The following is a 13,440-nucleotide window of genomic DNA, read 5'->3' on the forward strand; positions in this document are numbered from 1 at the left end:
TTTCCCGGGTGCTCACCACGGCAGCCCAACTAGGTCTGAGATTCTGGTGGGACGTTCAACACGGGACCCAGGCTTAGCAGCTGAGCGCAGATGTTCCAGTTCTGGCATCACCTCGCTAGCCAGCTGGTTCATGATCGGGTCGGCCAGGCCGTAGTGGATCCATTCGCTTTTCAGGGAATCGAGCTACCGCACCCTGAGCAGGGAAGTCGCGTGTCCGTTATCCGTCTGGTAGCGGCGATGGCGGAGCGCGGCTACTTCCGTCTTCGCCGACCGCGCCTCAACGAGGGCAGGAGGCTGTGGTCTCTTCGTCCGGAGTCAGGACAGACACGGACTGCCAGCACCGAAGTACTCATCATCCCGTTGACGGCAGGGCTCATTGCCGGTCAGTCCGGCTCAGAGGCTTGGCCGGACAGCGCAGGACCGCGGCGGAGGCATGAGCCAGCAGCCACTGGTTCGAATCCTCCAGCGACCAGCCGAATACGTCGCGGGTACGGAGCAGGCCATCGATGCCGTAGTAGTAGGTAATGATCCGGGTTGCCAGCTGTGCGTCGACGCCGTCCCGCAAGGCGCCGATGTCTTCGAGATGGCGGCAGATCTCGGTGAGATTGTGGTTGTGCCGCTTTTGGGCGGTCGCGAGCACCGCGGCGGACTCGCCGTCGTGCGGCGCTACGTCGATCACCACCCGGATGACGTCGCCCCACTGCTTGGTGATCTGGAGGTAGGCGGCGCTCAGGGTCTGCATCACTAGTACAGCGTCGTCGGCGGCGATTGACTCCTGGTAGGACTCGGCGACTGCCGGAGTCTGTGTCCAGCTGTCCATAAGCAATCGCAGCAGGCCTTGCTTGCCGCCGCACTGCGCGTACACCGTCGCCGGGGATACCCGGCTCAGCTTGGCGATCTGCTCGACCTTCGTCTGGAAGAAGCCGTTCTCGGCGAACAGCTGGCGCGCCGCGGCAATCACCGCGGCGCGGGTCTGGTCGGCATACTCCTCGCGACGCGGCCGGTCGGCTGGTACGTCCATGCCGACATCCTAGCCAGTCGAGTCACCCTCGGCTTGTCAGGCGAAAACCCTGACCGCTAGAGTTGAACTCCAGTCAGAAGAGCCACTATCCAGAGGAGCAGAGAGGCAAGCCATGGCCTACTTCACGACCCGAGACGGAACTCAGATCTACTTCAAAGACTGGGGCTCCGGTCAGCCGATCGTCTTCAGCCACGGGTGGCCCCTGTCGGCTGACGACTGGGACGCCCAGATGCTTTTCTTCCTGCACCACGGCTACCGGGTGATCGCTCACGACCGGCGCGGGCACGGCCGCTCCGCACAGGTCAGCGAGGGCAACGACATGGACCACTACGCCGACGACCTCGCCGACCTGGTCCAGCACCTTGACCTGCACGACGCCATCCACATCGGGCACTCCGCCGGCGGCGGGGAGGTGGCGCGCTACCTCGGCCGCCACGGCGAGTCCCGGGTGGCGAAGGTGATCCTGGTCAGCGCGGTGACCCCGTCGGTCCTGCAAACCGACGCCAATCCGGCCGGCGTGCCCCAGGCCGCCTTCGAGGGCCTGCAAGCGGCGCTGGCGGCGAACCGCTCGGAGTTCTACCGGGCCGTGCCTTCCGGCCCGTTCTACAACTTCGACCAGCCGGGCGTGACGCCGCGAGAGCCGGTCATCGCGAACTGGTGGCGCCAGGGCATGATGGGCGGCGCGAAGGGTCAGTACGACTGCGTCTCCGAGTTCATCCGCGAGGACTACAGCGAGGACCTGAAGAAGATCACCGTGCCCGTCCTCGCCATGAACGGTGACGGCGACCAGGTCGTCCCCCACGACACTTCAGGTCCCCGGGCCGTCAAACTGGTGCAGAACGGCACGCTGAGGACCTATCCCGGCTTCCCGCACGGGATGCTGACCACGCACGCCGACGTACTCAACCCGGACATGCTGGCCTTTATCCGGTCCTGAGCATTCTGATGCGGGAAAGCGGGACCCCGGTGGCACCAGTCAGCGTTAACGGATGTCCGTGACCGACCTGAAAGTGCCCCCGCGCTGCGACCGCGCACCCGCCCCGGGCGGGCGTCCTCAACGCCGAGCACGCCCGCCGCACTTCGGCGAGCCCCCCGGTGACCTGGCCGCTGACGGCCGGCGCTCTCGGCCGCGCAAGAATGTCAACCGGTGCGTTTGCCACGTGCTTCATAATGACTGTTCTGCGCGAGCTTCCGGGGAGTTCGTTATCTCCCGACCGCCGACCAGAACGGCGGATAGCGCGCCGTCATCAAACAGCACTGTCGTGTCGTCAGCGACGCATAGCCGCCATGTGTCTGTATACGCTGGAACTGCTTGGGGGTAAGGCGCTGAGGGCGTCGTGCCCTGTCATGTAAAGGAGCCCCGGCAGCAATTCCGCGGGGCACCGTTAAGGCGCCTACGCCCCGATGGCCGACTTGTACTGCTCGACGACGTCGGCCGGGACACGGCCGCGGTCCTTGACCTCGATGCCCTGCCCCTTGGCCCACTCGCGGACCTTGGCGGTGTCGACGGCGGCGCCGCCGCGCCGGGTGCGGGCTGCGGTCTTGGCCGTGCCGCCGGCCCGCCGGGCGTGCGCGAGGTACAGCCCCAGTGTCTTGCGCAGCTCGTCGCTGTGCGCCGCGCTGAGGTCGATCTCGTATTCCGTGCCGTCCAGGCCGAAGCGGACGGTGCCGGCCGCCTCGCCGCCGTCGAGGTCATCAATCAGCAGCGTCTGAATTCTGTGAGCCATGAAAAGACATCCTAATCCCCTCTCATGAGGGAAAGTACGCAGCCGCGCTGTGCCTAACCAGATGCCGGCCATTCAGCCAGCCCGCGTCAGCGATTCCCGCGGTTTGCGGCGTCTCCGCCGCCCGGGCCAGATAATGAAGCACCTGATTGCGCCCGGCGGTTCTCGCGGGGTGGGCGGCGAGTCCGTCCGGGTCGTGATTCGCGCCGAGCGCAATGACTTGATCTGGGCAGGTGCTTAGGGCTTGCAGAGAAATAACCCGTAGCTTCCCAGGATCTGGCACATTGGCGTGGTATGGGCGATGCGGAGGGAACCCGGCAGGTGCTGGCGGCGAAGTTCCAGGCGGTCTTCCCGCACCTGGACGAGCGGCAGCGGCGGCTGGTGATGGGCGCCGAGGCGCGTTCGCTGGGCCACGGCGGTATCCGGCTGGTGGCACGGGCCGCCGGGGTCCGCGACGCCACGGTGTCGCTGGGCGTTGACGAGATGGATGCCGGCGCGGAGCCGCTGGGCCGGGTCCGGCGGCCGGGCGGGGGCCGCAAGCGGGCCGCCGACCTGGACCCGGGCCTGCTCCCGGCGCTGCTGGCCCTGGTAGAGCCGGACGAACGCGGCGACCCGATGTCGCCGCTGCGGTGGACGACGAAGTCCACCCGCAACCTGGCGGGCGAGCTGACCCGCCAGGGCCACCGGGTCGGCGCCGACACCGTCGGGGACCTGCTGCGGGCCGAGGGGTTCAGCCTGCAGGGCAACGCCAAGGCCCTCGAGGGCCAGCGGCACCCGGACCGGGACGCGCAGTTCCGGTATATAAACGAGCAGGTCAAGGCGCACCAGGACGCCGCCGACCCGGTGATCAGCGTGGACACCAAGAAGAAGGAACTGGTCGGCCAGTTCGCCAACGCGGGCAGGGAGTGGCGCCCCGGCGGGCAGCCAGTCCTGGTGAACAGCCACGACTTCCCCCAGGACAGCTCGGGCAAGGCCGTGCCCTACGGGATCTACGACATCGCCGGCAACTCCGGCTGGGTCAGCGTCGGCACCGACCACGACACCGCCGCGTTCGCCGTGGAGTCGGTCCGCCGCTGGTGGAACGCCGCCGGCCGGGACGAGTACCCGCAGGCCCGGCGGCTGCTGGTCACCGCCGACGCGGGCGGCTCCAACGGCTACCGCACCCGCGCCTGGAAAGCAGAGCTCGCCGCCCTGGCCGCCGAGACCGGGCTGGAGATCACCGTCTGCCACTTCCCGCCAGGGACGTCGAAGTGGAACAAGATCGAGCACCGCCTGTTCTCCCACATCACCATGAACTGGCGGGGACGGCCGCTGACCAGCCACGAGGTCATCGTGCAGGCCATCGCCGCGACCACCACCCGCACCGGGCTGCGGGTCCGCGCCGAACTGGACGACAGCACCTACGAAACCGGCGTCACGGTCAGCGGCCGGCAGATGGACGCCCTGCCCCTGACCCGCCACGACTGGCACGGCGACTGGAACTACACCCTCCGCGCCGAGCCCTACGACCAGGACGCCGGCGCCCCCGACCCGTTCGACCAGCCCAGCCCCGACCTGGCCTGGCTCTGCCACCCGGCGCTGACCGGGCTGCCGGCCGCCGAGTGGGGCGCCCTGACCGCCACGCTGATGACGCTGCACGACCAGCAGCGGGAGGCCAGCCTGGACAAGCGCCGCGGCCACCGCCCCCGCATCAAGGCAGGCCAGGGAACCGGCCGCCGCCCCGTCCTCACCCTGGCCGACCGGCTCCTGGCCACCATCCTGCACTACCGCCTGGCCCTGCCCCAGGTCGCCATCGCAGCCCTGTTCGGAGTCCGGCCCGAGACGGTCAACAAGCGTATCCGCGACATCCGCCAGCTCCTGGACCAGGCCGGACACACCATCCAGCCCGGCCCGCACCGCCTCGCCAGCCTCGACGATCTCCACCAGCTCGCAATATCGATAGGCATCACTACCCAGCCAGAGATCAAGACGGCGTGTTAATGATCTGCAAGCCCTTAACATGCGCACCTTGCACGTCGGCCTGCGGGTCAGCGACCTGCAGCGGTCACTCGAGTTTTACCAGGCCGCCGGTTAGGGTGCACTGGTGAAGGTCGTGATTGCGGGCGGGACGGGGCAGGTGGGCAGCGCGCTGGGGCGGGCGCTGCGGAGCGGCGGGCACGAGGTCGTGGTGCTCACGCGGCGGGCCGCCGGGCAGGGGCAGGTCTGCTGGGACGGGGAGCGGCTGGGGCCGTGGGCACGCGAGGTGGACGGCAGCGACGTCGTCATCAACCTCGCCGGGCGCAGCGTCAGCTGCCGTTACACCAAGGAGAACCTGACCGCGATGATGCGCTCGCGGGTGCGCTCTGCGCGTGTGGTGGGCCAGGCCATCGCGGCCGCGGGCCGCCCGCCGCGCGCCTGGCTGCAGATGAGCACCGCGACCATTTACGCGCACACCAGCGGGCCGCCCAACGACGACGTCACGGGCGTGATCGGCGGCCAGGAGGAAGGCGTCCCCGGTTACTGGGCGTTCAGCGTTGACATCGCCCAGGCGTGGGAGCGGGAGCTGGATGCGGCGCCGGTGCCGCTGACCCGCAAGGTCGCGCTGCGCGCCGCCATGGTGATGACCCCGGACAGGGGCGGGGTGTTCGACGTGCTGTCGCGCATGGCGCGCCTGGGACTGGGCGGCCCGGTCGCCGGCGGCGCGCAGTACGTGTCGTGGATCCACGAGGACGACTTCACCGCTGCGGTCAGTTTCATCATTGACCACGACATCCTGGCCGGGCCAGTCAACCTCGCCTCCCCCGGGCCAGTGCCGCAGCGTGACTTCATGCGGGAGCTGCGGGCTGCCTGGGGCGTCCCCGTCGGGCTTCCGGCCACCCGGTGGATGGCGGAGCTCGGCGCGCTCGCGATGCGCTCCGACACCGAGCTCCTGCTCAAGAGCCGGCGAGTCGTCCCCGGTCTGCTGCCCACGGCGGGATTCGAGTTCCGGCACCGCACCTGGCCGGAGGCCGCCCGTGACCTGGTCCGGCGCGCGAGAGGCCGGGACGAGGCAAGATCACGAAGCAGCCGGTAACCAGCAAAGACAGGCGTCCGATATCGCCGATTTTGCGCGGCTTGTAGATGGTCGGGTTGCCGCTTTTGGGTGACATGGAACGCCCAGTTATGAGGGTCCGTGACGGAGGAAGCCTCGCCCGCTTTGCCGGTTTTGGAGACGTCCCGGGTGCGCTGGGTGATCCGGCGGCGATCGGCCGCTGTGGCCCGCGGCCCGCTGGCTGAGGCGGTCACCGTCTGACGGCTGCCGTACGGTTGGCCCTTCACGATCGCGGCCTGGCCGGGCAGGAACCGGGTGGTGAGCGCCTGGGTGCCGGCCCGTGGCAGGGGCCGGCCGCGCTGGCTACCGGCTGGGGAGCGATCGGGGTAGCCCGAAGCAGGGGAGCACGCTGGCCTCGAAGCGGGTTATGCCGCAGATCTGGTCGCCGGCCAGGGTGAGCACCCAGAAGGCGGTCGCGTGGCGGCTGCCGTCCGGGCCGCGCTGGTAGGTTCCGAACGCGGGCTGGCCGTTGGCTCGGACCGGGACGAGGCCGTACCTGCGGCCGGCGGCGAACTGGCGGGTGCAGTAGCGGGTCACGAGGTCTCGGCCCTCGTATCCGAAGGGCTCCGGCGGCATCGCGATGAAGACGTCGTCGGTCAGCAGGGCCACCAGCGCGTCGAGGTCGGCGGACTCCCACGCGCGGGCGAACCTGGCCACGATCGCGTCTTCGGCGGGTGAGCCGGCGGCGGGCGGCGGCTGGCGGCCGGCGGCCGTCTGCTGCCGGCGCTGGAGGCTGGCGCGGGCTCGCTTGAGGGCGCTGTTGGCCGATTCGAGGGTCACCTCCAGCATGCCGGCCACCTCGCTGGCGTGAAATCCGAGGACGTCGCGCAAGATGAGGACGGCGACCTGGCGTGGCGGCAGCAGCTGCAGGGCGGTCACGAAGGCCAGCGAGATGGCTTCGGCCTGCTCGTAGCGGGCCTCCGGCCCGGGCGGCACGCCGGCGGCACCCTCGAGGAGGGCGTCAGGGAACGGCTGCAGCCAGACGGGCTCGTCGCGCGGGGTCGGCACGGGCGGTTCGGACTGCGACATATCCCACTGCCTGGCCGGGCGCCGGCGCGCCGCGCGGCGCGCGTTGAGGCACCGGCTGGTGGCGATCTTGTACAGCCAGGTGCGCAGCGAGGCGCGTTCCTCAGCGAACCCGCCGATGCCTTGCCAGGCGGCCAGCATCGTCTCCTGGACGGCGTCCTCGGCGTCGGCGAAGGAGCCGAGCATCCGGTAGCAGTGCACCTGCAGCTCCCGCCGGTGCGGCCCGGTCAGCTCCCGGAACGCCTCGCCATCCCCGGCCCGCGCCCGTGAGAGCAGCTCGGCTGTCACCATCGTGCGCACCTTCCTCCCGCGTCACCTGGCACTTCCACCCGGTATATACACCGCCCGGGGGGCGAACTGGGCGGCTCGCGGACGGCCAGTTTCCCGGTGCCGCGGTGTATGTATCACCGACCGCCCGGACGAACCCAGCGCCCGATCGTGCCGCGGCAGCCGGAAACGACCCTGGGCGCCGCCCGCCCAGGCAGCTGCCGGGTCAGCGAAATCGCGGCCGGCACCGGGCACCCCAGCCTGAGGGGCCCCGCACCCGACAGGCGGAACACCGCCAGCCCGTGACCCGCAGACACGAAGGGAACCGGCCATGTACCCCCGGTACCAGCTCATGAAGACCCTGCAAGACGAACGGCTGCGGGCGGCCGCACGAGGCCACCTGGCCGCCGAGGCGCGCAGCGCCCGCACGGCCGGCCGTGACCATCCGGCCGCGACCAGAACCCGAACCACGGCCAGGGGCGCAGCCCCGATGCCCACCAAGCACGGGGCGACCATCGGACTCGCCATTCCGCTGGCGCCATCATGCTGTTCCCCCAGGGAATCCTCCCCGCTGTGCTGAAGCTGGCCCACGCACGCGGGCGCATCTGGTTCCTCCCGCTGTACCTGCCCAAGCCACTGCAATGGCCAGCCTGCTTCGTGATGATCATCCTCGGCGCGGCCGTGTACTGCTACGTCCTGCGGACAATGCGGCAACTGAAGAAAACCAGCCGGGAGCTCCAGACCGGCAAAGGCGGCGGGCGGTCACCCAAGTCCGCGCCGACACGCAAAGGGACCGGGCAAAACTAAGGAGAAGCCCCCCGGGACGCCCCTGCGGCGCACACGCAGAACGCTCAGATCAGCATCTCCGGCAGAACGGTGAACTCGCAGATCCAGGCCGCTGAGCAAAACGGGGAAAGCGAGAGCGTTCTGGCTGAGCTGGAGGAGCTCAGGAAGCGGCTCAATGTACTGCAGCGGACCGGGACTGTCCCCGAGCACCCCGCCCAGGCCTACGACCGGGCCGTGCAAGCCGCCATCAGCCGCCTGCTGCCAGGCGCCGACATCATCCGTCAGCAACGGCGCTCTCGGGAAGTCGCGGATTTCGTGGTCCGGTACAAGAGCAGCGAGCTGTTTGTCGAGACGAAGTGGCGGTCCGATCCTGCGCAGCAATTCGGCGGGAGCACCTTGCTGGCGCTTGTGCAGCACCTGCCGCCCGGAGCCAGGTTGCTGGTCGTGGTGAACGCCCCGCACATGCCTCGCGCGTATGCCGTCGTCAAAGATGCTTTGGGAGAGCGGGGAAGAATCGTCATGTGGCGGGACGTCAGCGACGACCAAACGCTTGGCGAGGCACTCACCTCCCTGCTCGGCAAGACCGCCGAGCCTGCCTCGCAGAGTTGACCCAGCGGCCGCTGCCGCAGTCCCTCCTCAGCGGACGCGCACTCAACGGCATGAGGGTGTGCCCAGTCAGCGTCAGTTAGCACGTGGATGGGCACCGCGGCGTGCGTCAGGTCCGGCAGCCGGGCTGGCCCAGCGCATCTCGCCGTCGCGAATGCCGGTGGTAAGGGACAGCCCAGCGGCCTGGGCGACTCGCTGGGAGGCCAGGTGGCCGGGGTGGATATAGGCCACGACGGTCCAGCCGGCCGCCTGCAGCACGGCGACGAGGCTGCGCGCCGCTTCCTTGGCGTAGCCGCGGCCCTGCGCGGCCCGCACGATCACCCACGCGACCTCGGCCGGGCCAGCAGCCGGATCGCCGGCGGGCAATGTCGCCTGCACCGTTCCCGCCGCCTCACCGGTGACGCGTACACGCAGCACCCAGTTGCCCCATAGCTGGTCGCCGCCCGGTGAGCGGCGTGCCGCAAGCCGGGCATAGCGAGCGGCCAAAGCAGCCGCGGACAGCGGCGCGCCTCCGGTGAACTCATGCAGACAGCGGTCATCCAGCAGCGGTGCTAGTTCGGTGGCATGAGCCGCGGTCAGCGGTTCCAAGCTGAGCCGGTCAGTACGCCAGCCGTGGTCAAGGTCGATCACCCATTGACGATAGCCGCCGGTCAGCCATCCGCCTCAAGGCCCAACTCGCGGCATGAGCGGATGACTAGCCGTGCCCCGGCTGGCGTCAGAACCGGAAGCGCGTCAGGCCTCCCGGCTCCGTCGTCAAGGTCACGATCGCCGAGTGTGGCTCAATGCGGTAAACGTTCCACGGCGGTGGTCCTTGCGACGGTGCGTTGAACGGGGCAGTGATGCCCGCCCCAAGGGCGTCGGGTTCGGCCGGCCAGCCGTTGTCCGCCCACGCCTTCGCAAGGCGCGCCAGGGTGCCCGGCTCGGTCACTCGGGCGGCGTCACCCTCGATCACGACGTCCGCGTCTCGGACCGACAGCGCGATCGAGCACCGCGGATCGCGCGCGACATTGCGTCCCTTCCGCGTACCTGCGCCCGTCTGGAACCAGAACGTGCCATCCAGCCACAGGGCACCGACCGCAGTCACATGCGGGCTACCGTCCCCGTTGACCGTGGCCAGCCAGGTCGTGCGTGAGTTCAGCGCGTCCGGACCCGGCGCCGACCCGGCATCGAGCTTCTCGGCAACCGCGGCCCAGTCCACTGGCGGCAGCCCCTCAGCCTCACCCAGGTTGGTGATCTCCATGAGGGATCCCCTTTCGCTGTCCGGCCCGCGCCCTGGTTAGCGGCGTGTCGCAGGTAAGACGCCCGAGGACCGCGAAAGTCATCGCGCGCAGGAGTCACGAGCCGTCGGAGCACGCGCTCACATCGGCATGAGCGGGTGTTCGCAATCCAAAGCGGGCACGCGCAGATCGGCCAGCTCTGCGCCGCCGACAGGCGGCTCAGCTCGTGCACCAGATGCCGCGCATAGCGGCGGATCTCGCGTCGGAGCATGAGGGCGACGTTACGTTGCGGGAAGGTCGTCCGTCGGGTTGGGGAGGCGTCCCGGCAGGCCGTCTAGCAAGATGGTCCACCGCTCTACGGTGGTGAGAGTGAGCATCCCGTTTTGTATCCAGGGATCGTCTGCGAAGCGCCGCCGGACGGTGTCCTCGTCCAGTGCGCTGACGATGATCAAGACCTCGCGCTCGCCCTGGAGCGGCCCGCCGAGCACGATGAATCCGGAGTTGACGAGGTCTTCTACGAAGCGGGCGTGATCGTCAAAGCCGGCCTGCCCGTGCAAGTCCCGGGCCCAGTTCCATGGGCCGCCCCGCCTCTGGCGCACAGCATAGAGCTCCACGGCAGCGATGCTAGATCAATTGGCAGGCGCGGCATGTCGGCCAGGGCGAGGCTTCTTGGACAGGCGTCTAAGCTGCCAGGACTATCGCAGCTGAGCGGACCGGCGGATGAGGTAGGCCGGATAGCCGGTATTCGTATCGACGGCAGCTGCGCGCGCCGTGTGCCGGCCGTGCCGGAATTGGCCATCTGAACCCGAGTGCGCGCTGAAGCCGCCCAGTCATGCGTCACGTCCCTCGGCACCCAAGACGCCCAGCCCGAGCCTGACGACGAGCGGGACGACGGGCCCGTGCGGGTGGCTGTCCCAAATACGTGCGCAAGTCAGGTGGCATCCACCCAGTCTGCGGGCGGCGCGATCGGCGGCACATCCTTGGGCGATCGAGTCCGGGACATGCCCCCAGTCGGTGCGGTGCGCTTGGCTAGTGCGCCCTTCGGGCGGTCCAGTCGGTTGGTTCGCCGGTGGAGTGCTCCAGGCTGATCAGAATCACCCCTTCGGTCGCCCGTGCTTTGGCCGATCCGGTGCGCGGTGCGGTGAGGGTAGTCGCGCAGAACGACTGCCGGGTCTGTGCCGGGCAGCGACCGTCCGGGGAAATCGTTCCTCCGCCCGGTTGTGGGCGGCGGCCCGCGTTAGTGTCACCTTAGATATTAACCCAGGTCAAGCGGCTGAATCGAGCATCATCGGCGGCGCGTCGGGTATCTGCAAGGTGTTGAGCGTCAGCCGAGACTCGGCCGATTACCGGGTCCGGGAGTGGCAAGCAGCCGGGCGCCCAGAATCCTCCCTCCGTTCGGATGCCGGAACGCTTCGGTGTTCCAGGTCCTGCGTTCAGATCGGCCAACTCTGCGCGGATCACGGACGGCTGTCCTGTTAACCGACTGTCGCGCCTAACGGCGGTCCGGGTGCGGTTTTCACGTCACGATCCGCGTTATCCGGGCTTGCGCTCTGTCCGGCCGGCGCTGCCCGCAGGCGGGCTCAGCGCGGGCCGGGCGGTTGTAGGTGAGCGGCGGGGTTACTGATGGGAGCGGCGCGGCCGGAACTTGATCCAGGCCAGGATGGCGATAACCACCAGCAGCCAGGGGGAGAACACGATGTGCACAGCGGCGGTGAGGACGGCCACGGCCGCGAGGGCGGTGAGGGCAAGGGCGAGGATGGCGGGCATGATGATGATTTCCGTTCAGGCCGGGCGGTGCGGTCAGGGGTTAGCGGTAGCGGTTGCGGCGGGCGGCAAGCCACGCCGCAGCGACCGGCTGGTCTTCGCCGTCTGCTGGGAGCAGCAGCCAGGCAGCGGCGTACAGCGGTGCGCCCGCGCCGGTAAACAGGGCCAGCGCCGCGATGATGACGCGAACCAGCGTGACGTCGACGTCCAGGTAGCGGGCGATGCCGCCGGCCACGCCGGCCAGCATCTTGTCGTCGCCGGACCGGCGCAGCTGGCGGACTTCGGGCTGGTCATTAACGGTGGCGGACCAGGCGCTTGCGGTTGTTGTGCTCATGCTTCAAGGCTGCCGTCCGCGGTGGCCGCCGTCGATAGGGATCAGCCCCGGTTCACGCCCTGGTGCGCACCCCGACGGCCATCAGGGGCATCCCTGACCGCCCCCGGTGATCCCGGCGCGGCCGACGCCGCGCCAGAGGGAGGCCTTCACGGAACCGGCGGCGTCGCGGCTACCCCGGACACACACCAGAGCGCCGGCTCTGTCGCTACCAACCCGCTGCGCCGGTGGATCGTGCGCCGCCTACAGAACGTCCAGTTCTGGCTCGCACTGTCGGCACATTGCGCTCTCATCGCCGCTACTTGCCGGCGGACGTGGGTACGAAGGTCATGTCAGCGGCCGCCAGATGGCTACTGTCCTGTCCTTCGGGGCGCGCAAGACTGCCACAGGCGGGTCAAAGGTGCTGGATCGGTTATAGAGGCGCTAACCGTCTCATGCTTACTGCACCGGGATGCCCTGGCTTGAGGGCTCTCCGGAAGCGAAGGACGTTATGAGCACAGTGAAGATCGTGGTCCTGGTTCGTGGTGGCTGGGCGGGCCGACCCGGCTCGCACGGGGCGTATCACAGCCTGACCAGCGACGGCTGCCATGGCTGAGTCCGGCGTCATCCTGGTGACAGGCGCCGGCGGCGCAATCGGCGGCGTCGGTGGCAAGGTTGTCTCGTTGCTGTGCCAACGCGGCGAGGCCGTACGAGCGATGGCGCACCACGACGGCGACCGCGCCGATGCGTTGCGCGCGCTGGGCGCCAGCGTCGTCGTCGGTGACCTCACGCGGCCAGCAGATGTCGCGACGGCCCTCGAGTCGGCCAAGCGGATGTTCTTCAGCATGAGCCTGGCGCCGTCCTACCTCGAGGCTGCCACCACAGTTGCCACGGTGGCACGCGCTGTCGGCGAGTTGGATGCACTTGTCGCCATCTCCCAGCTGACCGTGTCCCAGATGGACGCGCTCAGCATGAGCGAGTCACACCATCAGCGGCTGCACTGGCTGTCGGAGCAGGTACTCAACTGGTCCGGGCTGCCGGTCGTGCACGTCCGCCCGACTCTCTTCCTGGACAATCCGCTGTTCACGACCGTGGCCGCGCGCACCATTGCCGGCAGCGGCACAATCCGGCTCCCCTTCGGGGCCGGCCGCACCTCGCCGATCGCGACCGACGACGTCGCGCGGGTCGTCGCTGCTGTCCTGGCCGACCCCGGCCCGTACATCGGCCGGGTCCTGGAGCTGACCGGCCCCCGATCGCAAGACATGAATGGCGTCGCCGAAGAGTACGCCCGGGCGCTGGGCAGGCCGGTTACCTACGTCGACATCCCGCCGGAGACGTGGTCCGAGCAAGTGCTCGCAGCCGCCCGGCTCGGACCGTACGTCGACGAGCATCTCCTCACCGTGGCCCGGCTGCATCGCGAGAATCGGTATGACCGCATGACCACCACGGTCGAGGAAATCACCGGCCGGCCCGCGGAATCCGTCGAGGAGTTCGTCACACGGCAACGCGACCTGTTCGCCGAGTAACGTGCAGCAGCGAAGTACAGCAAGCAGCCACGCCGAAACCCGACGTCCGTGTCGTGCACAATCCCTTGCTGGCGGCTGAAGCCGACGTCGCCGCAATCCCAGATCATCGACGAACCGCCCGGC

15 protein-coding genes are annotated in these 13,440 nt (G+C 69.1%); 7 read left to right on the top strand and 8 right to left on the bottom strand.

From position 1 onward, the window contains the following. Nucleotides 1-373 precede the first annotated feature (373 nt). Complete coding sequence (locus tag EAS64_RS26215) at nucleotides 374-1,021, bottom strand: TetR/AcrR family transcriptional regulator (RefSeq protein WP_145857184.1); 648 nt, start codon at nucleotides 1,019-1,021, stop codon at nucleotides 374-376. Nucleotides 1,022-1,133: 112 nt separating this feature from the next. Between EAS64_RS26215 and EAS64_RS26220 the strand changes: the two genes are divergently transcribed. Next, nucleotides 1,134-1,958: an alpha/beta fold hydrolase gene (locus EAS64_RS26220; protein WP_145857186.1), complete on the top strand. Its 825-nt coding sequence runs from the start codon at nucleotides 1,134-1,136 to the stop codon at nucleotides 1,956-1,958. Nucleotides 1,959-2,415: 457 nt separating this feature from the next. Here the strand turns inward: EAS64_RS26220 and EAS64_RS26225 are convergent, their stop codons facing one another. Beyond that, nucleotides 2,416-2,748, bottom strand: coding sequence for a histone-like nucleoid-structuring protein Lsr2 (locus tag EAS64_RS26225; RefSeq protein WP_145857187.1), 333 nt, complete (start codon nucleotides 2,746-2,748; stop codon nucleotides 2,416-2,418). Nucleotides 2,749-3,039: 291 nt separating this feature from the next. Between EAS64_RS26225 and EAS64_RS26230 the strand changes: the two genes are divergently transcribed. Together EAS64_RS26230 and EAS64_RS26240 are read left to right on the top strand one after the other, a co-directional pair. Further along, the gene (locus EAS64_RS26230; protein ID WP_145857189.1) at nucleotides 3,040-4,725 is read left to right on the top strand and encodes an ISAzo13 family transposase; all 1,686 of its coding nucleotides are present in this window, start codon (nucleotides 3,040-3,042) and stop codon (nucleotides 4,723-4,725) included. 103 nt (nucleotides 4,726-4,828) lie between these two features. Then, nucleotides 4,829-5,797, top strand: a complete 969-nt coding sequence (locus EAS64_RS26240) for an epimerase (RefSeq protein WP_145857191.1) — start codon at nucleotides 4,829-4,831, stop codon at nucleotides 5,795-5,797. 321 nt (nucleotides 5,798-6,118) lie between these two features. Here the strand turns inward: EAS64_RS26240 and EAS64_RS26245 are convergent, their stop codons facing one another. Continuing rightward, nucleotides 6,119-7,132 (bottom strand): RNA polymerase subunit sigma-70, encoded by a 1,014-nt coding sequence (locus tag EAS64_RS26245; RefSeq protein WP_145857193.1) that lies wholly within the window; start codon nucleotides 7,130-7,132, stop codon nucleotides 6,119-6,121. Nucleotides 7,133-7,439: 307 nt separating this feature from the next. Here EAS64_RS26245 and EAS64_RS26250 point away from each other — a divergent pair, with 307 nt between their 5' ends. From EAS64_RS26250 to EAS64_RS26260, 3 genes are all read left to right on the top strand, one after another. Beyond that, nucleotides 7,440-7,688, top strand: a complete 249-nt coding sequence (locus tag EAS64_RS26250) for a hypothetical protein (RefSeq protein WP_145857195.1) — start codon at nucleotides 7,440-7,442, stop codon at nucleotides 7,686-7,688. Then, the gene (locus EAS64_RS26255; protein ID WP_145857198.1) at nucleotides 7,682-7,915 is read left to right on the top strand and encodes a hypothetical protein; all 234 of its coding nucleotides are present in this window, start codon (nucleotides 7,682-7,684) and stop codon (nucleotides 7,913-7,915) included. The genes EAS64_RS26250 and EAS64_RS26255 overlap by 7 nt, the downstream gene beginning before the upstream one ends. A 69-nt stretch (nucleotides 7,916-7,984) precedes the next feature. Next, on the top strand, nucleotides 7,985-8,503 hold the full coding sequence (locus EAS64_RS26260; protein WP_145857200.1) for a hypothetical protein: 519 nt from the start codon (nucleotides 7,985-7,987) through the stop codon (nucleotides 8,501-8,503). Nucleotides 8,504-8,575: 72 nt separating this feature from the next. Here EAS64_RS26260 and EAS64_RS26265 read toward each other — a convergent pair whose 3' ends face one another. The 5 genes from EAS64_RS26265 to EAS64_RS26280 all read right to left on the bottom strand — a co-directional run bounded on the left by EAS64_RS26265 (nucleotide 8,576) and on the right by EAS64_RS26280 (nucleotide 11,815). Then, nucleotides 8,576-9,130, bottom strand: coding sequence for a GNAT family N-acetyltransferase (locus EAS64_RS26265; RefSeq protein ID WP_145857202.1), 555 nt, complete (start codon nucleotides 9,128-9,130; stop codon nucleotides 8,576-8,578). Between the two features lie 85 nt (nucleotides 9,131-9,215). Next, nucleotides 9,216-9,740, bottom strand: coding sequence for a pyridoxamine 5'-phosphate oxidase family protein (locus tag EAS64_RS26270; protein ID WP_145857204.1), 525 nt, complete (start codon nucleotides 9,738-9,740; stop codon nucleotides 9,216-9,218). A gap of 258 nt (nucleotides 9,741-9,998) precedes the next feature. After that, entirely contained in the window at nucleotides 9,999-10,331 is a 333-nt protein-coding gene (locus tag EAS64_RS26275) for a YciI family protein (RefSeq protein ID WP_187366193.1), read from the bottom strand. A 1,003-nt stretch (nucleotides 10,332-11,334) separates the two neighbouring features. After that, nucleotides 11,335-11,484 carry a hypothetical protein gene (locus EAS64_RS43850; RefSeq protein WP_187366194.1) on the bottom strand — a complete coding sequence of 50 codons (150 nt, stop codon included), beginning with the start codon at nucleotides 11,482-11,484 and terminating at the stop codon, nucleotides 11,335-11,337. Between the two features lie 40 nt (nucleotides 11,485-11,524). Next, the gene (locus EAS64_RS26280) at nucleotides 11,525-11,815 is read right to left on the bottom strand and encodes a PspC domain-containing protein (protein ID WP_145857208.1); all 291 of its coding nucleotides are present in this window, start codon (nucleotides 11,813-11,815) and stop codon (nucleotides 11,525-11,527) included. 584 nt (nucleotides 11,816-12,399) lie between these two features. On the opposite strand from EAS64_RS26280, the gene EAS64_RS26285 reads away from it, so the two are divergent. Further along, nucleotides 12,400-13,317 carry an NmrA family NAD(P)-binding protein gene (locus tag EAS64_RS26285; RefSeq protein ID WP_145857210.1) on the top strand — a complete coding sequence of 306 codons (918 nt, stop codon included), beginning with the start codon at nucleotides 12,400-12,402 and terminating at the stop codon, nucleotides 13,315-13,317. The last annotated feature ends 123 nt before the right edge of the window (nucleotides 13,318-13,440 follow it).

Source organism: Trebonia kvetii (assembly GCF_007827045.1).
GTDB classification, from domain to species: Bacteria; Actinomycetota; Actinomycetes; order Streptosporangiales; family Streptosporangiaceae; genus Trebonia; species Trebonia kvetii.